Origin of the sequence: Flavobacterium sp. Leaf82 (assembly GCF_001422725.1) — a bacterium.
GTDB lineage: Bacteria > Bacteroidota > Bacteroidia > Flavobacteriales > Flavobacteriaceae > Flavobacterium.
Genome location: NZ_LMMA01000002.1, coordinates 15,110 through 38,672, shown reverse-complemented (window position 1 = coordinate 38,672; position 23,563 = coordinate 15,110). Strand labels below are relative to the sequence as shown.

Sequence of the window (23,563 nt, the reverse complement as noted above, 5' to 3'; positions counted from 1 at the left end):
TATCAACTCTTTCTTTTAAGGCAATCAAATAAAAAGAATAATTGAAAATGATAAATATCAGTGAATAAAAGGTTCTTTAAATCGTATTTTTGCAATTGATTTAAATCTTTAAAAAATGGCTCTTCAGGATATTTCTAACATAGATGATATTAAACTTTTAGTAAATACTTTTTACGATAAAGTACAAAAAGACGATTTAGTGGGTCCAATATTCAACGAAAGAATGATCGGACGTTGGCCTGAACATCTGGAGAAAATGTATCGTTTTTGGCAAACACTTCTTTTAGAAGTACATACTTATTCCGGCAGCCCGTTTCCCCCACACAAACAATTACCTGTAAATCAATTGCATTTTGATCGCTGGATGGAAATTTTTACAGCAACTGTTGATGGATTATTCGTTGGAAAAATAGCAGAAGAAGCTAAACTGCGCGCCGCAAATATGGCGTATATGTTTAATTATAAAATTGATTATTTTAGAAATTTAGAAAAATAATTCTGCTAGATAATTTGTCCATCTTTATATCGATTCTTTCCATCTTCCCAAATACCATATTCTGAAGCTGCTTTAAAAGTATCAGGATTTGCTCCTGCTACAATTAAGTTCTTAAAATAGACGTGTTTAGCATCTTTCGAATATTCATTAGCAATAATTTTGAAGCTCGAATTATCAGCCTGAGCGATTTTTTTTCAGTCAAAATAAATACTGTCTTTGTCTTTCGAGAAATTATGATCTAAATCTTCAAAAGATTCTACATCAATTTCAGGATATTGAACGCCTTTGTTAATCAATATGTTATTTACAATTATTTTCCAATAGTCAATATTTTTTACTGTCGCGATAGAGTCAAATGTATGAAGTTCAAATTCAGATTTTGTAAAAGCAGAAACTACTGAATTACCAATTTGAACATAGGTTTCGTTTATTGGCTTAATTTCACCATCTATCCTTTTATGCTTTTGGATAACTTGATTGACTTCTAACATTTCGTTTCCTTCGCCGCGATAAGTGATAATTGCATAAATAAAATTGGCATCAACAGCAATTGCATCATTTAAAGGTTTGAAAGTTTCAGGATCACCTTCAATTTTTTTATTTTTATAATAAACCGCATTCGCGTCTTTAAACCAGTTATTGCGTTGGTAATTTTCTATAGAAGAATTTAATAACTGATATGTTTTTGGGTCAGCATTATCAATAATTTCAAGTTCATCAAATTTCTGACCATTCAGATTGTATACATGATCTTTATCTTTAATAATAAAATCATCAACTTCAAAAGTATCATAATCAACTAATTGCTTTTTTCCTTTCCAGAATACACTATTTTTGTCTTTTCCAAAATCTTCACTGACAGGCTCAAATGTGGTAACATCTGCAACAGATTCAAAATATCCTAACTCAAACCAATTTCCCATTGGCGAGTAAACAATTAACTTTTTTCTATAATGATGAAAATAGGAATTTGAAACTTTTAAGTTTACAGGTTTTCCTATTTTAAATAGAAAATATCTGATTGCTAAAATGGCTAAAATTATTAGTGCTAAAATGATATACAAAACTTTCATACTGGTATAAATCCTAAAAATACTGTTTGTAAAACTAACCAATTTTATGATTATTCGACAACTGTATTTTTATTTTAAATCAGAAAAAACAGATTGCTTATTAAACTTTAGCAGAAAAGAAATAAATTAGAGATTGTGTAATAAAATGATCTTATTATTAAAAATCTATAGTAAAAAAAATTATTTTAGTATTGTAAATTCGTAATTTTACATTCTTAATCTACAACGTTTTCGAAATGAATGCAAGTATTGAAACAAACCCGTTATTAGAGCGATTGCCTAAACATTTAAAGCAATTTATTAAACCTCAGGATTATAGTGATTACACTCCTATAAATCAAGCGGTTTGGCGTTATGTAATGCGTAAAAATGTAGATTATTTATCAAAAGTGGCACATCATTCTTATCTGGAAGGTTTGCGCAAAACAGGAATCGAAATTGATTCTATCCCAAGCATGTACGGAATGAATCGAATTCTGACCGAAATAGGCTGGGCTGCAGTTGCCGTTGACGGGTTTATTCCGCCAAATGCATTTATGGAATTTCAGGCTTATAATGTATTGGTAATTGCTTCTGACATTCGACAATTAGAACATATCGAATATACTCCCGCACCGGATATTATTCATGAAGGTGCCGGCCACGCTCCTATTATTGCCAATCCTGAATATGCGGAGTATTTGCGTCGTTTTGGCGAAATTGGCTGTAAAGCAATCTCATCTCATAAAGATTACCAGATGTATGAAGCGATTAGGTTGCTTTCGATTTTAAAAGAAGCCGAAGATACACCTCAGGAAAAAATAGACGAAGCCGAAAAAGCAGTTGCAGATTTACAAAACAATATGGGTGAATTATCTGAAATGGCTCAAATTCGAAACCTACATTGGTGGACAGTTGAATACGGCTTGATTGGAACTGTTGAAAACCCAAAAATATATGGTGCCGGATTACTTTCGTCGATTGGTGAAAGTGCCTGGTGTATGACAGACAACGTAAAGAAAATTGCTTACGATATCTCGGCTGCGAATCAAAATTTTGATATTACGCAGTTACAACCTCAACTTTATGTAACTCCAAATTTTTCTTATTTAAGTTTGATTCTTGAAGAGTTTGCCAATAAAATGGCTTTACGTACGGGAGGTCTTTCCGGAATTCAGAAACTGATTCATTCGAATGCTTTAGGAACAATTGAGTTGAGTACAGGTTTACAAATTTCGGGCGTTTTTACGAATGTAATTGAAGAAGAAGGAAAACCTGTTTACATACAAACTACAGGAAAAACGGCTTTATCATACCGTGAAAAAGAATTGGTAGGGCATGGAACTTTGACTCATCCGGAAGGATTTGGAAGCCCAATTGGAAAACTGAAAGGCTTTAATTTAGCAATCGAAGACATGAGCCCGAAGGATTTACAGGCTTATAGTATTGTTGAAAATGAAACTGTAAAATTAGAGTTTGAAGGCAATATTATTGTTGAAGGAGAAATCATTACCGGTTCAAGAAACTTACACGGAGAAATTATTCTGATTAGTTTTAGAAATTGTACCGTTACGCATGGCGAAAAGATTTTGTTTCAACCGGAATGGGGAAATTATGATATGGCAATTGGTAAAAAAGTAGTTTCTGCATTTTCCGGTCCAGCCGATGTAAATAGTTTTGACCTGATTAATAATGTCCCGAAAACGACCACTATAAAAGCTAAACATACTGACGAGCGTGATGATCTTGAGGTTCTTTATCAAACGGTTCGCCTGATTAGAGAAAATAAAGATTCTAAATCTGAATTGAAATCTGTATTTGGAAAATTAAAGCAAAATCATCCTAACGATTGGTTGCTTTCTGTTGAAATCACAGAACTTTTGAAAGAATCAAATGAAGAGCAGCTTTTGCAGGAAGTATTAGTATATCTGGATCAGTTGAAAGTGAAACGTCCGGAAGTGGCGCATTTAATTTCTGGTGGATTGGATTTGATTTTTGATAAGAAAGCAGTTTAAATTATTGCCCGCGGATTTTACGGATTAAACTGGTCAACGCAGATTTTATTTTAATCTGGCGGAAACGTGAAAGTCACTAAGTTTTTCTCTCATTTTATGTCATTTCGACCAAAGGGAGAAATCACACTCGTAAATCGACAAAGATTGAAGACTTTCTTTGCGGAGTTTCTAGTGTGATTTCTCCCTTCGGTCGAAATGACAAGATTGTAGAAATCTTTATCAGATTATTTTCAAATCCAAATTATAAAATCATTTTAATCTGTGGCAAAAAACCTTTGAACCTTTCTTCTACAATTTCAGGTCTTCATTAAAATCTTTATCAGATTCTATTGTTTTTCCTTCGTATTGCAACTTCCAACCCATAGAATTTGTCAGAATTAAAATCTTAGATAATTCGCTTATCAATCTGTTTTGAGCATTCGTTTTCAAAGTAGATTTTTCGATTTTCTTAGCCAGATTCGCTTTTACAGATTTATTGATTTTATTATAATCATCTCCCGTAAAAGGATTTAGTTTGCTTTGTTCTACATCATAAAACTGAATATCGGGATTGATTGTAATTTCTTCTTTTGGAATATTTAGTATAGTGATTGTTTTATTCTTTTCGTCAATATCGTATTTCATTTTATGCAAATCGTATGCAACGGTAACATTTGCATTTACGACAACAAGTGCTTTCTTTTCAAAAGAAACCATATCCATCAAATATTTCTGCTGATTTTTATAGGTTATAACTTCTGAAAAATGCCCTTCGGTGACTACTAACTTCCCAACATTAAGTATTTGTTGCTGAATTAGATTGGTATTATAATCGATCGTAGAATCGTCTTCTTTTTTGAATTCGCAATATTTGAAAGCCAGAACTATTACAAGTACAAGCGCAGCTAAAACTATTATTCTCTTTATTAAATTTTGCATTCCTTTATTTTATTAGACCAATTTACTGCTTTTTTTAAGAGATGTAAAGTTTTTATGCAACGAATTATTGTTTTTTTTGCCACGAATTTCACGAATTTTCACTAATGCTTTATGTATAATTTATTAATAGCGTGAATTTAAAATTCGTGAAATTGCTTATTATGCGCAAACTATGAATTAGTGAAATTCGTGGCAAAAAAAACGTAATAAACTTTTTCTAAAATGGATATCCAATTGCGATATTTAAAATCAAATTATCTTTTCTCCAGGGTCCGCTTCCAAAATTGATATCGTCGATTACCCATCTTTCGCCTTGAGGTAAATATGGTTTTCTTAACGGGAATGCCAAATCTGTTCTTAAAACCAAGAAAGACAAATCAAAACGTAATCCTGCTCCAGCTCCAACGGCAATATCTTTCATGAAATCTTTCGTAATTTGTCCGCCTGGTTTATTGGGATCCGCGTTTAAAAGCCAAACATTTCCGGCATCAATAAATAAAGCTCCACGAACAATACTAAAAAGTTTAGCCCTGTATTCTGTACTAAATTCTAATTTTAGATCTCCGGATTGATCCGGTAAATAATTGTTTGTTGTTTCTGTATTCAGGTAACTTCCCGGACCAAGCGATCTGGCTCTAAAGGCGCGAATACTATTGGTTCCTCCCACAACAAATTGTTTTGAGGTTGGCAATGCACCTGAATTTCCGTACGGAAGTCCTGCTCCAACAATAATCCTGCTGGCTAATTCGCTTTCTTTACTTAGTTTTAAGTAATGTCTGAAATCTGCTTTTAACTTTACAAATTGACTAAACGGAACATCAAATATTTTTATGGTATCATTCTTTTTGACATTTGCGCCTGTGACCAAACCTGTAATGTTTCCTGCCAAATCTAATTCTCCATTAAAATAAAATGTATTCTTTTTACGTTTTTGCATCGTATTGGTATAGGTATACGAATACGTTGGACCAAAAATTAATTGCTTTTCGATTACTTTCCCCAGCGAAGCATCTTCCTCAATGTCCTGTTTATATTCTGCTGTCACATTATTTGGACTTACATACGTCACATCAAGAATATTCAATTGATGTTCTTTTCTAATGTTCTCTTTCCATTGATAACCAAAAGAGGTTTTAAAAGAGTTTAAAGCATATAATTGTGTCCTGTTTTGAAATTCGTATCGCACAGTTGCCTTCGTTCTTGGCACATATTCGCTTGAACCTTCTATATGAAAAAACGGAACGATAAATCTTGGCCATGTTAAACTGGTTTCTGTTCCCAGTTTATAGATATTCTTGCCGTTATTCGCACCTGAAAGCTGAAAATCAGCACCTCCAAAAACAGATACGGTAAGCAATTCGGCACCGCGAAATAAGTTCCTGTTATTCCAGTTTACATTTACTTCTGTTCCGGTATAACTTGCGGAATTTGTTTTTCCTAAAACCTCAACACGAATAAATTTCTTAGGCAAAAGTGTCAGGTAATAATAAGAATCCAAACTATTTTTCAAACTGTCTGAAGGCTTAAATTCATTTTTCACAAAACTAAAAGTTCCTAAATTCACGAAACGATTTAGCGTGAGATTGTGATCTTTTCTACTGTATAAATCTCCCTTTTTAAAAAAAATTGCTCTGTCAAAAACTCTTGGTTTAAAAGTATTTGCGGTATCAATAATTGTAAAATCTTTGTACTTAACAATATCTTTCTCAGTATATTTTACGCTGTCTTTAGAAACAGTAAAATTAGGATATACAATGATTTTATTGATTTTATAAGATGTAAGCGCTTTTGGCGGCGCATCAGCTTTTATTACCAGTTTAATTTTTACTTCATGATCGCCTTTACTACTGTCGACCTGAGCTAAAATATAATCCGGATTAAAGTAAAAATATCCTCTCTCTTTAAGCCTAGCGTCTATTCTTTCTCTTTCGGCTTTTATGATATCGAGATCATACGGTTTTCCTACTTTCAATAAACTTCTTCGGCTTGATCTTCCAATTATTCTTGATATTGCGAGGGAATCATCCGGAAAAGTCACGCTTTTTATAATATATTGTTTCTTAGGGATAACAGTATATTCTGCCGTTACTCTTTTGTTTCTTACAGTAGAATCTGCGCTCACACGGCTTTTAAAATAACCGCGGTTTTCTGTAAAACTTCTAAGTACCGAAGCATTATAATCTAAATCGACTTTGCTAAAAAGCACGGGTTGTTCGCCTACTTTATTACGAAGCCAATATCGAATTCCTTTTTTCTTTTTAGGTTCACCTGCAAGGTTATAAATCCATAATTTAGGACGTAATCCTAAGATTTGCTTGTTGGGTTTAGGACGCAATAAATCTTCCAGTTCTTTTTCCAGTGCTTTTCTGTCTTTCTTTTTTATAATAGAATCTTTTACTGTTACAGAACCTCCGGTATATAATAAATCTCCTTCGGCTAAATATTTTGTATTGCTGCACCCAAAAACAAAAAACAAGGACAGCGCTATAAAATATTTTGCATATCTAATTGTTATATTGCTATGTTTTTTGCTCATTTCCTTCAATTTGATTTTCTTCGTTTTCTTCTTTTTTCTTGTCTTCTTTTTCTTTGAGTTTTCTTTTCTCTTTGCGTAGCTTTTCTTCTTTAATCATTTCTCTTTCTGCTGCACTACGATGAAAAAGTTCTCTGAATTTATTGTAACTCATCGTAATAATAAAGGCAACTCCTGTCTCGACAACCTGCCCTTCTACTGCGACCTGATATTCATTTTTTCGATACGCACGAACCATATAACGTCCATCTTTTGTAAGCTGATAATCTAGTGCTACATCTCCCGCAATATTCGTACTTTCTTCGTTGGCGCGTTCCTGTCCTTCGACTGCAAAACTGCTTCCTACCGTTACTTTTAATCTGTCATCTAATAGTTTTTTAGAAACTCCAACATTCAAATCAGTTCTGTTTTCTTTTGTTCCGGTTGTATAATCATCTGTAGATTCAAGATCAAATTCCAGCTGAACTCCGGTAATTAATTCTCCGGCAAGATCATTTAACTGTTGCGAAAGTATTTTACTCACACTTTGTCTTGCCAATGATTCTGCACTCGTTCCGCCACTTTCGCTTGCAAACGGATTTTCGCCAATAAATCTATTTAGTAATAAAAGCGCAAAAACCTGTTTGTTTAACTCGGCTGGTTCTTGTCGCAATTGTTCTAGTTTTGTTTGCGTAAGCGATACAACATCTGTAGAAACATCATAATTTCCGTCAGGAAGTACAATATCAAAAGTAATTTCCGGTTTTAAAAGTTCACCGTTCATTTTTAATAATGTCTGAAACGGAATTTTCTGTTTATACGTATTTCTCACCGTAGGATTATCTGTTGGCAATTGGTTGCCAAGCAAATCTATTGGTGCTGTTTCTACTTTATAAATGGCTGTAATATTCAAACTCGCCATTGTAGGTTCTCCGTTCCAGATAATATAACTTCCTTTCTGGATGTCAAATTTCCTGCGGATCATATTAAAGTTCATTTCATATGCCCCTTCAGAAAATTCATATTTACCGGTTAAAGTAGTTTTTCCTGACGGATCAATTCCTCCGGTAAGTTGAGCTTCTCCTTTTAGGTTTAGATAATCCCCGTTTCCTTTGTCGATTACAAGTGTCAGTTCAGCTTCTTTATCTATTGCAATTTCAACGCTCACATCCATACCAACCAATTCAGATTGATTTAGTTTGTTTTCCATTGCAATAGTTTGTTTCAGATACATATTATCTTCATCAACAAACTCAACAATACCTTCTCTGTCAGCGATTGAAGGATCTGATTGTGGCAAAACAACCGTAAACTTCGTGTCTTTGTTTATTTTAATATTTCCGCCAATAACAGGATTTTCAAGTGTTCCTTTTATGTTTAGTTTCGTGTCCAGAATCAAATCTCCATAAAACAAATCATTGTCTGCTTCTTTAGAATGTATAGCTCTAAAATCATCAGCAACAACCGTTAATCCAAAATCAAAATTGGTATAATCTGCAGATTTTATCGTTCCGTTTATCGTTAGGTTATTATCATTTTCATCATGAAACGTAAATTTATCAAATGTAATTACGTCATTTTGAAGCGTGATTTTTTCGTCCTGTGTTTTAAAGAATGAGTTTAGCTTTTTTACTCTGAAACCTGTATCCTTAAAGTTTAATTCTCCGTTTACCTTTGGTGCGCTTGCATTTCCGGTAATTTTAAAATTTCCGGCTAAGAATCCTGTTACTTCGGTAATATTTCCCATAGTAAAACCCTGAATACTTTTAATATTCAGTTTGTTCAAATCGAGATTAAAATCAAGATTACCATTATCAATTTTATAATTACCTGTTAGGTTCATATCATTTCCTTCACCGCTAAGCGTAACATTTGCTGCCAGTAAATTATTGGTTTTATTATCTACTTTTATCGCAATATCACCAACAGGTTCGCCTCTAAAAGCAAATTCATCAATTTTTAAATCAGATGTAAAAGTAGGTTTCGTCATCACGTTTTCTACAACTGCGTTTCCGTTAATCAAACCTTGCATCAAAAGTTTATCTTTTTTGACGATGTTCATGATCGTCTCGATTTTGAAGTTTACAAAATCAACTTTTAACGGTGAATTATCCTGAGTTCCCTGAGACTGAATTTTTAATTCGTTTCCTGAATTCGACAAGTAAAATTTATTGATGTAAAGTCTTTTTCCTCCAAATTCAATTGCATTTTCAGGATCTACAGTCCATTTATCATAATTCAGTACAAAGTTTTCTGCATCGATTTTTAATATGTTTTTAGAATCTTCTGATTTAAATTCTCCTGCAATAAAATATTGTTGTTTGTCTTTTACATCTTTCACTTCAAGTGCATAAGTCAAAAGATTATTTTCGACTTTTCCCGATAAACTCGTAAACGGAATTTTTAAAGAACCACTTTCAATCGTTGCCACAGAAACCAGATATTCTAAAGCATTTTCTTTGCCTTCGATATTTATTTTTCCGTCAGATATTGTATTATCAGCGTAAACAATTCGCGGAATAGTTCCTTTTATTTCTAAAGAATCTGCGACATTATTGTATTTTCCGGTAATATTAATAGGCTCTAAACCCGTTAATTTAGGAACCAATTTAAAAAGTATCGGATCATTATCAATTTTTAAGGTAAAAGCCAAACGCTGTTCGTCTGATTCTCCATTTACTTTAGGATTTTTCAAATCAATATATTTAGCTAATGATTTTTTAATCGCCGCAGTTAATGTCGTCAATTTATATTTTCCGTCTACTTCAGCCTTTAAAAACTGAGATGAAATTTTGATATTATTTCGATTATTATCAGCAAAAGCAATTATGCGCACAGAATCTAAAACGATTGGTTCTGCATTTTGTAAAACCTGAATGTTCGAAAGAAACACTTTTCCGTTTAAAAAATCAGGATTACTATTCGCAACATCTGCATCGATATTACCACGCAATTTCATTGGTCCGGCGTGAAGATTCAGTTTTTCCAAATCGGCAATATCAAGGTTTAATTTTAATTGAATCGACGGATATTTATCTTTTGTATTTCCGCTTGCTACAAGATCAAAATGTAAATTAGGATCTTTCATTCCTGATTTTACTGCAAATGATCCGTTTTCGATATTTCCTTTTAAGGCTAAATCTTTATACGTATATCTGTTGAAAACTGCTTTCTGAACCAATCCGTCAAATTGAGCGCGAGCCGTTTTTGGGTCTAAACCATTTCCTTTTACTTTCGCTTTAAGCGTAATTTTTCCTATTGAATCGTTTTTGATTAATCGTCCTAAATCAAAATCCAGTAAATAAACCGTGGCGTCGTATTTCTCTTTTTTCTTAACACGCTGATCAAATAAGCCGTCTACTTTTGCGTTACCAAAACTACTGTTTAAAGCCAGATTGGTTTTGAAATTCTGAACAGAACCTTTAAATTTTCCCTGTAAATTCAACTGCGACGGCAACTGAATATTTTTGGGAATTGTTCCTGCGGGAATAAACGAATAAATGTCTTTTGAAGTACTCGATACTTTCTTGATATCAAGATCATAATAGGCTTTTTGAGCATCAGGCAAACCTTTTATTTTACCCGAAAGTGAAACTCTGGTAGTTCCTATTCCGCTCATTTCGAATTGCGGAATATCAAGATCTTTTATTTTTCCGCTCAAGCGTGTATTCAAATATAAAATTGCATTTGGGTTACTCTTAAACGGATTTGTCTTTTGTAAATCCGGAGCAAATAACAGAATATCTTTAAACCCAATTTTCGCCTGATTTAAGTTTGCCTCTAACGAAAGATTTCCTAAATCCTTAGAAATTGTTGCAATAGAATTATACCCCACTTTTACTTTATTTTGAAGTAATGTTTGTGGAGTTTTTAAATATAAATCATTCAGATACGCATTTTTAGGTCCATAAAAGAAATTGGTTTTTAAAGATTGAATCTGTAATCCGCTTTTTTCATTTGCCGTTAATGCTTTTATATTTCCGGAAATAGTATCGTTTCCGTAATACAATTTCTCCGCTTTAAGATTGAATTTATTTAAATCAAGATGGCTGTAATCAATTCCTCTTGAGGCTGGTTTTGATTGCATATCATCAAACCTGAAAGCAATATTTTCGATATTTACATCATTCAGTTTTACTTTCCATCCCGCTTGTTTAATAGCAGTTGAATCTAAATTGGGCGTTTTAATTTGTTTGTCTTTTGTACCTAATCTCAAATTTCCTTTAAGATTTTTTAGTTCGAAAGTATCAAAATCCAAAAGCTGCTTATTTAAATCGATTTTGTTAACCGATAAATCCAGATTACCTAATTTGATTCCGGAATCTAATTTAGAATCTTTGTTATCATACGCAATATCAATTTTAGACAAACTGATTTTACCCAGATTTAGTTTAAAATCTTTTCTTTTCGAAATAGTATCAACGGTTTCTACTGAAACTTCGGCAATTTTTTCTACAACATCCTGATCCAAAACCAATTTCAATCCGTTTAGATTGATATTTGGAATATCAAAATTCATTTTGTCCAATTCAAATTCCTTGAATTTTGTATCAAAATGTGTGAGATTAACTTTGATGTCGTTTTTAGCAAAATCATCCTTAAAATTAAATTTAATATTGTCCAGATTCACATCTACAACTGATATTTTGAAGGGTTTGCTATCCGGATCTTCTACTTTTGGTTCTTTTGATTCGAAAGCTTTAATGATATAATCAAAATTGAAAACTCCCTCTTTATTTCTGGAAATATTGGCTGTAACGTTTTCAAGTGAAACCGAATTAATTTCAAGTTCGCTGCTTACTAATTTAAAAAGATCAACATCGACCACTAAACGTTTACCAGCCAGCAGGGTATCCTTTTTTTGATCTTCAAAATAAAAACCTTCCAGAACTACATCTTTAGGAAATTTAATAGAAATATGATCTAATGAAACTTTAGTTTTTATCTTATTATAGAGATAAGTTATCGCCTTATCCTTTGCATAATTTTGAATAGATGGAACCTGAATTAAAACAATAAGAAGTAATAAAAGTGCAATGATAGAAACCACGCACCAAAGTAGTATACGCAGTGTTTTTTTAAGAAAATGAATGGGTTTGTTATTCATAAGTCAATAAAACACGATTAGATTAAAGTTGTGATATTATAAGGCTGTATTTTTACAGTCTACAAAATTGTGAATTTTAAACCTTAACAATTTACATAATTACACGCAATTATTCTAAAATTTTACGGACAAATAATTATTTTCTTACTTTTTTATATGCCATGAAGGTGCTAAGATAAACAGACAAATTAATTTTAAAACTTAATATGTCCCCATTTATCTTCTATTCTACTTATTTTTTGCTGAAGTTTAGCTAAGAATTTCTGATGCTGTTCAGAATCCGGATTGAAACTGCGATGTCGCAGACTTTTTTGAATTTCTGATATTTCCTGCATAGTTAAAAAACTGTTTTCAGCAATGTAATTTTCACTGAATTTATGCCATATATAATCAATTGCCACTTGATTCGGATGAAGCATATCTTCGTTATAAAAGCGATAATCGCGAAGTTCGTCCATCATGATTTCGTATGACGGGAAATATTCTAATTTAGTATTGTTTTCCCCAAGCCTCGGGATAGATTTTAGATTGAAATGAACAGCCGAAAATAAATGCGATTTACTCAATTGATTTTCTGCAAAACCATCTTTGATATGTCGTACAGGTGAAACGGTAAAAATGAAGTTTATATCCGGGTTTAAAACCTGAATTAAATCAATCATATTTTGAATGCTTTTCTGGATTGTATCAACTGGCAATAACTCTTTTGAGAATTGTTTTTGAGGAACTTTATGGCAATTGGCAACGATTTTATCGCTTTCTAAATTTCTGTAAATCCAGGAAGTTCCGTAAGTAATAATAATATGTGTGGCTTCTTTTAAATTTTTATACGTTTCTGAAATCGCTTTATTGAGCGTTTCTAATAATTCTTCGCGATCACTATTACTTAAATCCGAATGTACTTCGTAACTGTGCCAGCGTTCATTATAAAAGAAAACATCTTTCTCTGTATAAAATTCCTGTTTAATTACACGACTTATTATTTTCTCGATCGAAATGGGATTAAAAATAATTCCAAACGGATTGGTTTCATTCTGAAATTTAAAATAATCGAATTTCTCTGCCATATTCTCCGCAAAACAAGAACCAATAGAAATTATTTTCGAATTATAATCGATTGGATTATTGGTTTTAGAAATTGGTATTTGGGTTCTGAATTGCATGGCTTTTTTATTCAAAAATACAGCTTAAAACTCAATTATGGATCAAAAAAAATCCCCAAATCAACTATTGCTGACTGGGGATATTTTTAATTATAAAAAACTAATTAATAAGTAATCTCTAGTTTTTCAGAATCTTTAGCATCTCCTGCGAATGATTCAGTAAGGAAATTACTGTCATTGTATTTATTAGTAGTCGTTACTGTCGCTGTTTGAGTAATTTTTCCATCACTGTCATAAGTTACAGTAACATTTTTTAATGTATTATTTACTGATGAAAAATCAAAATTATCATCTAAATCCAATAAAAGTTTTACACCTGTAATATTACTAAACGGACTTTTTTTATCATCAAATGTACTTGTAATAATTTCTTTTGCATCGTCAGCATATTCTGTAGAAACTAAATTTCCGTTTGAAAAAGTATATGTAACAGTACCGTCGTATGGAATTTCAACTTTATTTACTACAGCAGATGATTTTGAAGTAACTGTACCATTTGCATTATAAACAAAAGTTAATTTTTGCTGAGTAGTTTTATTAGATTCAGCCGTAGTAATTTTAGACGCTAATTTACCACCTTCATATGCATAAACATCCGTGTAGTACAAAGAACCCGAAACGTAAAATTCAACTTTAGTTATAAGATCGCCTGTGTAAGTATAAACAGATCTTGCAGCATCAGAACCTGCAATTTCTTTTAATTTATTTCCGTCGTAAGTTATCGTATAAGTAAGACTTCCTGGCTTTGAATTTTCTACAGTTGTTTCAACAATTTTTGTAGGTAATAGTGTTGCAGAACCTCCATCAGAAGAATCATCACTAGAACAAGATGACATTAATACCATTGTTAAGGCACTAAAAAGACATAAAATTTTTTTCATTTTTGATTAGGTTAGATTTGTAATTGGGGCAAACTTAATACAACCCCAAATCAAAACCTTACGGCATTCCACATTCAAACTTAAAAATACTTTTTCTAAATAATTAAACATTCCAGACTAAAGAAAACGCAATCATTAATTTCAGCTGCAGAAAAAATTACAGTTTTAATAACAAAAAGCAACTTTACAAAGCCAAACTATTCACTACTTTTGCATCTCTAAATTCAAACTCACCTATGAAATTATTATATTCTTATATAATCAAGCATAAAATGCTCCTGCTTTTTGCTTTGATTATGGCCTCTATAAACATTTGTTTCAGCTTATCAGACTCTATTATTACCGGTAAATTAATGCAGGATTGCGGCGTTGGTTTGCATAAATACGCAGGAAACGAAATTGGATTCATAAAATCTTTATCCTTCTGGCTGGGTCTTTCTCTTGGCGCTGCAATGATATCGAGAATTACCAAAAACTTTCAGGATTATTTTACTAATGTAGTGATTCAGAGAACCGGAGCACAAATGTATACGGACGGAATCAAAAAATCACTTGATTTACCTTATGCCGAATTCGAAGATCAACGAAGTGGAGAAACTTTAAGCAAATTAACCAAAGTACGTTCTGATTCTGAAAAATTGATTACACTTTCGATCTCTTTGATTTTTCAAACAATCATCGGGTTCATATTTGTAATTGTATATGTTGCAAGAATCGATTATCGTATTTCGCTTATCTTTTTGGTTACCGCTCCTATTATTGCTTTAATCAGTTCTTATTTGGGTAAAAAAATCAAAATCGTTTCCCGAAAAATTGTCAATCAAACCAACGCTTTGGCAGGTTCTACTACCGAAAGTTTAAGAAATATTGAACTTGTAAAAAGTCTTGGATTAACGTATCAGGAAGAAAAACGTCTGAACTTAAATACTTTTAAAATCCTGCAACTTGAACTGGAGAAAATCCGTTTTATCAGAAGTTTGAGTTTTATTCAGGGAACAACGGTTCACTTTTTAAGAACTTGTGTGGTTTTTACTTTGTATTATTTCTTATTTGGACAAAAAATTATTGTTGGTGATTTATTAACGATGGTATTTTTTACTTTCTTTATTTTTGGTCCATTGCAAGAATTAGGAAATTTCATTATTGCACTAAATGAAACTAAAGTTTCAATGGAAAACTTTAAAACTTTATTAAGTGCTCCAAAAGAATTTCGCCCTAAAAATCCAAAACATGTTGGAGCTATTCAATCTTTACTTTTTTCGAATGTGAGTTTTCAACATAAAACTGCCAAGTTTAAAGCAGTAGAAAACATTAATTTCGAAATTAAACAAGGACAAACTGTTGCTTTTGTTGGGCCGTCTGGTTCAGGAAAAACAACTTTGGTTAAACTTTTGGTCGGATTATATACACCGGCAGAAGGTCAGATTCTTTACAATGATATTGATTCTACAGATATTGATTTACTTGATTTAAGAAAACAATTAGGTTTCGTTACGCAAGACGCACAATTATTTTCCGGAACGATTCGCGAAAATTTATTGTTCGTAAGACCAAATGCTACTGATGAAGATTTATATGATGCGTTAAAAAGAGCAAGTTGCGAAAAACTCCTTCAACGTGCCGAAGATGGTTTAAATACCACAATTGGTGAAGGCGGAATTAAGGTTTCCGGTGGTGAAAAACAACGTTTATCAATCGCTCGCGCTATTTTAAGAAATCCGAATTTATTGATTTTTGATGAAGCAACTTCTGCATTAGATTCTATTACCGAAGAAGAAATCAATACCACAATCAGAAATATATCTGATAAAAACAGAATCACGGTTTTAATCGCACACAGATTATCTACCGTAATGCATGCTGATAGAATATTTGTACTTGAACAAGGTAAAATTATTGAGTCAGGCAAACATGAAGATTTAATTATCGAAAAAGGTTTGTATTACGCTATGTGGCGTCAGCAAATTGGGGAACGTAAATAAAGGTTCTAAGATTCTATTCCGAAGCCTCGGGACTGAGGTGCTAAGTTTTTTTTGAATAGCCTCCAGCTTTAGCTGGATGGAAAAATAAATTAAGAAAGGGCTTTAGCCAAACTGTTACGTTTGGCTAAAGCCCTTTCTTTTAATTCCTTCTAAAATGTTAGTTTTTTTGTTTTAATAATCGAGTTTAACGCACGGTTTGTCATTTCGACGAAGGAGAAATCACACTCGGGATTCGACAAAGATTGGCGATTTTGATTGCGGAGTTACTTGAGAAGATTTCTCCTTCGTCGAAATGACAAAAACGATGAAAAAATCATTTTAATCCTTTATCCCGATAGCTATCGGGAGTGGCAAAAAAACAAAAACCCGACAGGTTTTAAAAACCTGTCGGGTTTACTATATCAATAATTTTAAAATCTTAGCACCTTAGTCCCGAGGCTTCGGGATAGATTCTTAGCAACTTTTAAAAAAAACCTTACTTTACAAAATCAACTGCGTGAACTAAAGCTTCAGCAATTCCACCAGTATTTTTACCTTTTCCGGATGCGAAGAAAGGTTGTCCTCCTCCGTTTCCTTCAATATATTTTCCTAGTTCCTTGATAACTGCATTTGCATTTAAGCTTTTGCTTGTTACTAATTCTTTAGAAATATAACAGTGAATATTTGGTAAACCATCTTCTATAGAAGCTAAAAACACAAACGAATCTGCTTTTGAACTTCCTAAAGCAGACGCTAATTCTTTAGTCGATGCCATGCTTAAATCTACTTGTTTTGCAAGGAAATTTACGCCGTTTACTTCCTGGAAATCCTTCTCTAAATCCGATTTTAAAGCATTTACTTTTTCTTTTAGTAATTGCTCGATTTGCTTTTTCAACTTTGCATTATCATCTTGAAGTGAAGCTACCGATTTTAAAATATCCTGTGGATTTTTTAATGTTTCTTTTATTTCAGATAAAGTGTTTTCTTGGTTTTGGTAGAAATCTTTTACTGCATCACCTGTAATTGCTTCGATACGACGAATTCCAGCTGCTACTGCACCTTCAGAAATAATTTTGAAATGCCAGATTTCTGCTGTGTTTTTTACGTGAATTCCACCGCAAAGTTCTTTACTGTCACCAAATTCAATCATACGAACATTATCTCCGTATTTCTCTCCAAATAAAGCCATTGCACCTTTATCCAATGCTTCTTTAATTGGGATATTTCTGTGTTCTACCAATTGCAATTGTGCTTCGATTTGCGCATTTACACTTGCTTCTACCTGACGTAATTCGTCATCTGAAACTTTAGAAAAATGCGAAAAGTCAAAACGCAAATAATTTGGGTTTACCAATGAACCTTTTTGCTCTACGTGAGTTCCAAGAAGGTTTCTTAAAGCCAAATGCATTAAGTGCGTAGCAGAGTGATTTTTAGAAGTTGAACTTCTTAACTCCGTATTTACTTTTGCTACAAAACCAGCTTCAATATTTTCAGGCAATTGTTTCGCAAAATGCAAAATCAAATTGTTCTCTTTCTTTGTATCAATAATTTCGATTGTTTCGTTTGCCGAAACTAATGTTCCTTTATCACCAACTTGTCCTCCACCTTCTGGATAAAATGGTGTATTATCTAAAACAATTTGATATAAGATTCCATCTTTCTTAGAATCAACTTTACGAATTCTGGTAATTTTTACATCGTTCTCTACTTTATCGTAACCAACGAATGTTTCTACATTTCCAGGAATCAAAACGGACCAGTCTTCTGTTGAAACTTCTGATGCTGCACGCGAACGATTTTTTTGTTCCTGCATCGACGCATCAAATTCAGCTTCGTTAAAAGACATTCCTTTTTCTTTTAAAATCAAAGCCGTTAAATCTTTCGGGAATCCAAAAGTATCGTATAATTCGAATGCTTTTGCTCCGGAAACTTCCTCACCTTTAGTTTGTGCAATTACATTGTCTAACAATTGTAATCCCTGATCCAGAGTTCTTAAAAAAGAAGCTTCTTCTTCGCGGATTACATTGGTAACCAATTGTTGTTGCGATTTGATTTCCGGGAAAAATTCTCCCATTTGATTTGCCAGAACTTCTACCAATTTATTGATAAAAGGTTCTTTTGTATTTAAGAATGTAAATCCGTAACGAATTGCACGACGCAAAATTCTACGAATTACATAACCTGCTCCGGTGTTTGATGGTAATTGTCCGTCGGCAATTGCAAAAGCAACCGCACGAACGTGATCTACCACAACACGAATCGCAATATTTGTTTTATTTTGTTCTTCTGAGATATTTTTTATCTCATCAGATGTATATTTTAAACCTGTAATTTGTTCTACTTTCTCGATAAGCGGCGTAAAAACATCTGTATCATAATTTGATGTTTTTCCTTGCAAAGCCATACACAAACGTTCAAATCCCATTCCGGTATCTACGTGTTGTGCAGGAAGTTTTTCTAATGATCCATCAGCTTTACGGTTGAATTCCATGAATACATTATTCCAGATTTCAACTACTTGCGGGTGATCATTATTAACTAAACTTTTTCCTGAAACTTGTGCTTTTTCTTCTTTTGATCTTAAATCAACGTGAATTTCAGAACAAGGTCCGCATGGCCCCTGATCTCCCATTTCCCAGAAATTATCTTTTTTATTTCCAAGGATAATTCGGTCCTCATCAATTAATGTTCTCCAGATATCCCAAGCTTCCTGATCAAAAGGTACATTGTCTTCTTTGCTTCCTTCAAAAACAGAAACATAAAGGTTCTCCTTCGGAATTTTATAAACTTCGGTCAATAAAGTCCAGGCCCAGTTGATTGCTTCTTTTTTGAAATAATCACCAAAAGACCAGTTCCCTAACATTTCGAACATGGTATGGTGATACGTATCAAACCCTACATCTTCAAGATCGTTATGTTTACCGGAAACACGAAGACATTTTTGCGTATCGGCTATTCTTTTGCTTTTTGGAGTTCCGTTTCCTAAAAAATATTCTTTAAACTGGGCCATTCCCGAGTTGTTGAACATTAAGGTTGGATCATCTTTAAGCACAATAGGAGCCGACGGAACGATTAAGTGTCCGTTGCTTTTAAAAAAATCTAAAAATTGTTTACGTACGTCTTGTGATTTCATGTTATAATTAGAAATGTGATAATTTGATAATGTGTTAATTAGATAATTTGCTTCCTCTGAAAATAAGTTAATGTTATTTTTTAAATTAGAAACTTATCGTCCAGGACAATAAATTTCACTTTAAAGACATTATCTAATTATCAAATTGACACATTATCTAATTCTGTTTTATTCTTGAAAAAAAGCTGGGAACAACTGAAACATTTCTTAAATTTGTTCGACTAACTTATTTTACAAGCTGCAAAAATAGGGTATTTTAAAATATGGCGAAAGTAAAATATTATTACGACTCAGAAAATCTGGCTTATACGAAAATAAAAACCAGAAAAAGAGCTAAAATTGGCTATGCATTGCTGTTTTTGTTGGCTTCGGCATTGTTTGGTTTTTTAGTTTTTGTACTTTTAATCAACACTTCTTACTTCGAAACACCAAAAGACAGATTACAGGCACGTGAAATTGAAAATTTGAAGCTACAATATGCGATTTTAAACAAAAAAATGGATGAAATCGATGATGTAACCGAAGCATTAGAAAACAGGGACAACAATATATACAGGGTTTATTTTAATAAAACCGAAATTCCGGATTCTATCAGAAAAGCAGGTTTTAGAGATCCTAAACGCTATAAGGATTTAGAAGGATATAACAACTCACAGTTGGTATTAAACACAACAAAACGTATTGACAAATTGTCAAAAGAGCTCGCCATACAATCGAAATCATTAGATGAAATATTGCAGTTAGCGAGTACAAAAGGAAGTTTGTTATTGGCAATTCCGGCGATTCAGCCTGTCAGGAATGAGAATTTAAAAAGAATGGCTTCCGGTTTTGGATACAGAACTGATCCGTTTACAAAAGTGCGAAAAATGCATAACGGAATGGATTTTACAGCAAACACGGGCTCTCCCGTTTATGCCACTGGTGACGGAGTTGTAGAAAGAGCAGATGCTGCGGCGTCAGGATTTGGAAATCATGTTGTGATCAGGCATGGTTTTGGATACGAAAGTTTATACGCTCATTTAAGTAAATACAATTGCAGAGCCGGACAACATGTCAAACGCGGCGATGTTATTGGATATGTAGGGAGTACTGGCAGATCTGAAGGTCCGCATTGTCATTATGAAGTTCATAAAGACGGAAAAGTCGTAAACCCGCTGAATTTTTATTACGGAAATATTTCGGCAGTAGAATATGTGGCAATTTCACAAATGGCAAACCAGGAAAATCAGTCATTAGATTAATACTCCAAAAAGTAGTATTTTTGGAATTAAAATAGAAAATTAAGAATCATGCATATTGAGCTTTCAAAGGATAAAAGATATTATAGCATTGGCGAAGTTGCCAAAGCTTTTAATGTCAATGCATCATTGATACGGTTTTGGGATAGCGAATTTGATATTTTAAAACCTAAAAAGAATGCAAAGGGCAATAGAATGTTTACGCCGGAAGATATTACCAACCTGCAATTGATTTATCATTTGGTGAAAGAAAGAGGTTTTACGCTTGATGGTGCGAGAACACATCTAAAAGAAGGACAAAAGAAAACATTAGATAAATTCGAAATAATACGTAAATTAGAGACGATAAAAACGCAATTAAACGAAATCAAAAACGAATTGTAATTAAAAATAGAAATAAACTTAAATCAAAACGAATATGAAAAAATGGTTAATCCCCGTAGGAATTATAGTAGTACTTATTGCTATTATTGCTTTTTGGTCAATTGGAATTAAAAATACTGGTTTGCAAAAAAATCAGGCAGTTAATAAAGAATGGGGAAATGTGAGTACTACTTACCAAAGAAGAAATGACCTTATCGGGAATTTAGTAAACACTGTAAAAGGAGCTGCAGATTTCGAGAAATCAACATTAACAGCAGTAATTGAGGCTCGTGCAAAAGCTACTTCTGTAACTATTGATCCAAGTAATGTAACTCCGGAACAATTAGCACAATACAACCAGGCACAAAGTGGTGTATCTTCATCTTTGTCAAGATTATTGGTTTCTGTTGAACAATATCCAACATTAAAAGCTAATGAGAATTTCTTAAAATTACAAGACGAATTGGCGAGTACAGAAAACCAAATTTTAACAGCAAGAACTCGTTTTAATGAAGCTGTACAAGATTACAATGGTTACATTCTTGCAATTCCAAATAACTGGTTTTTAAGCTACAAAGAAAAACCATATTTTGAAGCTGTTGCAGGTGCTGATAAACCGGTTGAAGTAAAATTCTAAAGATTTAATATTTTTGATTAACGATTTTAGATTTCAGATTTAATCTGCAATCTAAAATCTACAATCTAAACTCTAAAATAATTTCAATGTCAAAAGTAGAAGATTTTTTATCCAAAGAAGATGAATTAACCATTGTTGAAGCGATTCGCGTGGCTGAAAAAAACACTTCTGGCGAAATTAGAGTACATATAGAACAAACGACTTCTAAAGTTCCTTTTGACAGGGCTTTAGAAGTTTTTTATGAATTAAAAATGAATGAAACCCAACAACAAAATGGGGTTTTATTTTATTTTGCCGTAGCAGACAAAACGTTTGCTATTTGTGGTGATAAAGGCATAAATGATGTGGTTGCATCAGATTTTTGGGATTGTACCAAAGATGCCATGATCTCGCAATTCAAAACAGGGAATTTTAAACAAGGTATTGTCGATGGTATTCTGAATGCCGGTGAACAATTAAAAAAATACTTTCCGTGGTTTGAAGGTGACACGAACGAATTATCAAACGAAATCTCAAAAGGATAAACAATGAAATTTTCCAAAAACAAAATATCTTATTCAAAAGGACTTTTTCAGTTTACCTTTTTGTTACTCGCTTTTTTTTCTACCACTTGTATTTTTGCGCAATTTGAGATTCCTAAAGTACCCGAAAAACAAACTTCGGTTTATGATTATGCAAATGTTTTAAGCGCATCTGAAAAAGCTCAGCTTGAAGAAAAACTAATTCGCTATTCAGATTCTACCACAACTCAAATTGTAGTCATTACAATCGAAAGTTTAAAAGGAGAAGATGTTAGCCAGTTAGCTACAAAATGGGGACAAACTTGGGGAATTGGCGGAACTGCCAAGGATGATAATGGTGTGATTATTTTATTGGCTAAAGCCGAAAAGAAAATTGCAATTAATCCCGGATACGGAGTTGAAGATCGTTTGACTGCCGGAATTGGCGGAACAATAATTAGAAATATTATTATTCCTGAATTTAAAGCTGGTAGTTTTTATAACGGTCTGGATAAAGGAACAGATGCTATAATTGATGTTTTTAAAGGAAAATTTAAAGGCGAACGCAAGCAAACCAAAGAAAAAAGTTTCCCAATACTACCCTTCATTGTAATTGTCGTAATTGTATTAATTTTACTGTCTCGAAACAAAGGCGGCGGAGGAAATTCAGGCAATAATAGTGGCGGAGGTCCAAGCTTGCTCGATGTTATACTTTTAAGCAGTCTTGGAAGAAGCAGCGGAGGCGGATTTGGCGGAGGTTTTGGCGGTGGATCATCCGGAGGCGGTGGAGGCTTTGGCGGAGGTTTTGGCGGAGGCGGATTCTCTGGTGGAGGTTCTAGCGGAGGCTGGTAATTTCGGTTTTCAGTCGCAGTTTTCAGTTTTTTGTTTCAGGTTTTGTTTAGTTTCAAGTTTTGTTTAGTTTTACATTCTAAACTAAAAATTTATAATTCATAATTTACAATTAATAATTAAAAAATAGATGTTATCACATAAAGCAAAATACGCCCTTAAGGCCTTACTTTATTTAGCAGAACAGGACGAAAATCACATTTCAAGAACGATCGAAATTGCTGATGGCGCCAATATTCCTAAAAAGTTTTTAGAGCAAATTTTATTAGATCTAAAACGAGGACGTTTTGTGAGCAGTAAGCAAGGAAAATTTGGCGGATATTATTTGATACGCTCAAAAAACGATATTACTCTAGCCGAAATTCACCGTTTATTTGATGGTGCAATTGCGCTTTTACCTTGTGCTTCATTAAACTTTTATGAACCATGCTCAGATTGTAAAACCGAGGAAGAATGCAGTCTAAGACACGGATTAATGATCATTCGTGATGAAACTCTTAAGGCAATGCAAGGCATCACAATCGCCTCACTTGTAAAGAAATAAAAAAATATTTACTAATTCCTAGTAAATCTATAGAATTTACATATATTTGCAAAAAAATCAACAACCATTTACTAAATTTTAACCGTATGAAAGTAAATTACAATCGATCATTTGTATCTAAAAATCTTTTGCAAGGAAACCAAAATAATCAATTCACTTCTGTGAAAAACAATTCTTCTATGATGTGTATGTGC

At 33.0% G+C, this 23,563-nt stretch carries 17 protein-coding genes; 9 read left to right on the top strand and 8 right to left on the bottom strand.

Translation table 11 applies throughout. From position 1 onward, the window contains the following. Window positions 1-115: 115 nt before the first annotated feature. Window positions 116-496: a group III truncated hemoglobin gene (locus ASF10_RS03775; protein WP_056245669.1), complete on the top strand. Its 381-nt coding sequence runs from the start codon at window positions 116-118 to the stop codon at window positions 494-496. Window positions 497-501: 5 nt separating this feature from the next. On the opposite strand, the gene ASF10_RS24670 is transcribed toward ASF10_RS03775, so the two are convergent. Continuing rightward, a complete protein-coding gene (locus ASF10_RS24670; RefSeq protein WP_082472381.1) occupies window positions 502-684 on the bottom strand; it encodes a DKNYY domain-containing protein in 183 nt (60 codons plus the stop codon). Window positions 685-690: 6 nt separating this feature from the next. Next, on the bottom strand, window positions 691-1,611 hold the full coding sequence (locus tag ASF10_RS03770) for a DKNYY domain-containing protein (RefSeq protein WP_131726501.1): 921 nt from the start codon (window positions 1,609-1,611) through the stop codon (window positions 691-693). Between the two features lie 194 nt (window positions 1,612-1,805). Here ASF10_RS03770 and ASF10_RS03765 point away from each other — a divergent pair, with 194 nt between their 5' ends. After that, a complete protein-coding gene (locus ASF10_RS03765) occupies window positions 1,806-3,563 on the top strand; it encodes an aromatic amino acid hydroxylase (protein WP_056245664.1) in 1,758 nt (585 codons plus the stop codon). 288 nt (window positions 3,564-3,851) lie between these two features. Here ASF10_RS03765 and ASF10_RS03760 read toward each other — a convergent pair whose 3' ends face one another. The 5 genes from ASF10_RS03760 to ASF10_RS03740 all read right to left on the bottom strand — a co-directional run bounded on the left by ASF10_RS03760 (window position 3,852) and on the right by ASF10_RS03740 (window position 14,144). Then, complete coding sequence (locus tag ASF10_RS03760; protein WP_055094690.1) at window positions 3,852-4,481, bottom strand: DUF4230 domain-containing protein; 630 nt, start codon at window positions 4,479-4,481, stop codon at window positions 3,852-3,854. 217 nt (window positions 4,482-4,698) lie between these two features. Continuing rightward, entirely contained in the window at window positions 4,699-7,017 is a 2,319-nt protein-coding gene (locus ASF10_RS03755; protein WP_056245662.1) for a BamA/TamA family outer membrane protein, read from the bottom strand. Further along, complete coding sequence (locus tag ASF10_RS03750; RefSeq protein WP_056245659.1) at window positions 7,001-12,100, bottom strand: translocation/assembly module TamB; 5,100 nt, start codon at window positions 12,098-12,100, stop codon at window positions 7,001-7,003. Before ASF10_RS03750 ends, ASF10_RS03755 begins: the two co-directional genes overlap by 17 nt. A 194-nt stretch (window positions 12,101-12,294) precedes the next feature. Beyond that, on the bottom strand, window positions 12,295-13,263 hold the full coding sequence (locus ASF10_RS03745; RefSeq protein ID WP_056245656.1) for a GSCFA domain-containing protein: 969 nt from the start codon (window positions 13,261-13,263) through the stop codon (window positions 12,295-12,297). 104 nt (window positions 13,264-13,367) lie between these two features. After that, a complete protein-coding gene (locus tag ASF10_RS03740; protein WP_056245654.1) occupies window positions 13,368-14,144 on the bottom strand; it encodes a hypothetical protein in 777 nt (258 codons plus the stop codon). Between the two features lie 236 nt (window positions 14,145-14,380). Here ASF10_RS03740 and ASF10_RS03735 point away from each other — a divergent pair, with 236 nt between their 5' ends. After that, window positions 14,381-16,126 (top strand): ABC transporter ATP-binding protein, encoded by a 1,746-nt coding sequence (locus ASF10_RS03735; protein ID WP_056245650.1) that lies wholly within the window; start codon window positions 14,381-14,383, stop codon window positions 16,124-16,126. Window positions 16,127-16,601: 475 nt separating this feature from the next. On the opposite strand, the gene alaS is transcribed toward ASF10_RS03735, so the two are convergent. Beyond that, the gene (alaS, locus tag ASF10_RS03730; protein WP_056245646.1) at window positions 16,602-19,238 is read right to left on the bottom strand and encodes an alanine--tRNA ligase; all 2,637 of its coding nucleotides are present in this window, start codon (window positions 19,236-19,238) and stop codon (window positions 16,602-16,604) included. A 263-nt stretch (window positions 19,239-19,501) separates the two neighbouring features. Here alaS and ASF10_RS03725 point away from each other — a divergent pair, with 263 nt between their 5' ends. From ASF10_RS03725 to ASF10_RS03700, 6 genes are all read left to right on the top strand, one after another. Then, window positions 19,502-20,479, top strand: coding sequence for a peptidoglycan DD-metalloendopeptidase family protein (locus ASF10_RS03725; protein ID WP_056245644.1), 978 nt, complete (start codon window positions 19,502-19,504; stop codon window positions 20,477-20,479). Between the two features lie 48 nt (window positions 20,480-20,527). Continuing rightward, window positions 20,528-20,860 (top strand): MerR family transcriptional regulator, encoded by a 333-nt coding sequence (locus ASF10_RS03720; RefSeq protein WP_055094707.1) that lies wholly within the window; start codon window positions 20,528-20,530, stop codon window positions 20,858-20,860. A gap of 34 nt (window positions 20,861-20,894) precedes the next feature. Continuing rightward, entirely contained in the window at window positions 20,895-21,476 is a 582-nt protein-coding gene (locus tag ASF10_RS03715) for a LemA family protein (RefSeq protein WP_055094708.1), read from the top strand. Window positions 21,477-21,562: 86 nt separating this feature from the next. Beyond that, window positions 21,563-22,000 carry a TPM domain-containing protein gene (locus ASF10_RS03710; RefSeq protein WP_056245643.1) on the top strand — a complete coding sequence of 146 codons (438 nt, stop codon included), beginning with the start codon at window positions 21,563-21,565 and terminating at the stop codon, window positions 21,998-22,000. Window positions 22,001-22,003: 3 nt separating this feature from the next. Then, the gene (locus ASF10_RS03705; RefSeq protein ID WP_056245641.1) at window positions 22,004-22,828 is read left to right on the top strand and encodes a TPM domain-containing protein; all 825 of its coding nucleotides are present in this window, start codon (window positions 22,004-22,006) and stop codon (window positions 22,826-22,828) included. Between the two features lie 127 nt (window positions 22,829-22,955). Further along, window positions 22,956-23,369 carry an RrF2 family transcriptional regulator gene (locus ASF10_RS03700; RefSeq protein WP_041517419.1) on the top strand — a complete coding sequence of 138 codons (414 nt, stop codon included), beginning with the start codon at window positions 22,956-22,958 and terminating at the stop codon, window positions 23,367-23,369. The last annotated feature ends 194 nt before the right edge of the window (window positions 23,370-23,563 follow it).

Excerpts from the sequence above, each read along its gene's own strand:
- ASF10_RS03775 (WP_056245669.1), top strand. The coding sequence starts at position 116 with ATGGCTCTTCAGGATATTTCTAACATAGATGATATTAAACTTTTAGTA.
- ASF10_RS03715 (WP_055094708.1), top strand. The coding sequence starts at position 20,895 with ATGAAAAAATGGTTAATCCCCGTAGGAATTATAGTAGTACTTATTGCT.
- ASF10_RS03705 (WP_056245641.1), top strand. The coding sequence starts at position 22,004 with ATGAAATTTTCCAAAAACAAAATATCTTATTCAAAAGGACTTTTTCAG.
- ASF10_RS03765 (WP_056245664.1), top strand. The coding sequence starts at position 1,806 with ATGAATGCAAGTATTGAAACAAACCCGTTATTAGAGCGATTGCCTAAA.
- ASF10_RS03725 (WP_056245644.1), top strand. The coding sequence starts at position 19,502 with ATGGCGAAAGTAAAATATTATTACGACTCAGAAAATCTGGCTTATACG.
- ASF10_RS03720 (WP_055094707.1), top strand. The coding sequence starts at position 20,528 with ATGCATATTGAGCTTTCAAAGGATAAAAGATATTATAGCATTGGCGAA.
- ASF10_RS03750 (WP_056245659.1), bottom strand. The coding sequence starts at position 12,100 with ATGAATAACAAACCCATTCATTTTCTTAAAAAAACACTGCGTATACTA.
- ASF10_RS03755 (WP_056245662.1), bottom strand. The coding sequence starts at position 7,017 with ATGAGCAAAAAACATAGCAATATAACAATTAGATATGCAAAATATTTT.
- ASF10_RS03700 (WP_041517419.1), top strand. The coding sequence starts at position 22,956 with ATGTTATCACATAAAGCAAAATACGCCCTTAAGGCCTTACTTTATTTA.
- ASF10_RS03735 (WP_056245650.1), top strand. The coding sequence starts at position 14,381 with ATGAAATTATTATATTCTTATATAATCAAGCATAAAATGCTCCTGCTT.
- ASF10_RS03760 (WP_055094690.1), bottom strand. The coding sequence starts at position 4,481 with ATGCAAAATTTAATAAAGAGAATAATAGTTTTAGCTGCGCTTGTACTT.
- ASF10_RS03740 (WP_056245654.1), bottom strand. The coding sequence starts at position 14,144 with ATGAAAAAAATTTTATGTCTTTTTAGTGCCTTAACAATGGTATTAATG.
- alaS (WP_056245646.1), bottom strand. The coding sequence starts at position 19,238 with ATGAAATCACAAGACGTACGTAAACAATTTTTAGATTTTTTTAAAAGC.
- ASF10_RS03710 (WP_056245643.1), top strand. The coding sequence starts at position 21,563 with ATGTCAAAAGTAGAAGATTTTTTATCCAAAGAAGATGAATTAACCATT.
- ASF10_RS03745 (WP_056245656.1), bottom strand. The coding sequence starts at position 13,263 with ATGCAATTCAGAACCCAAATACCAATTTCTAAAACCAATAATCCAATC.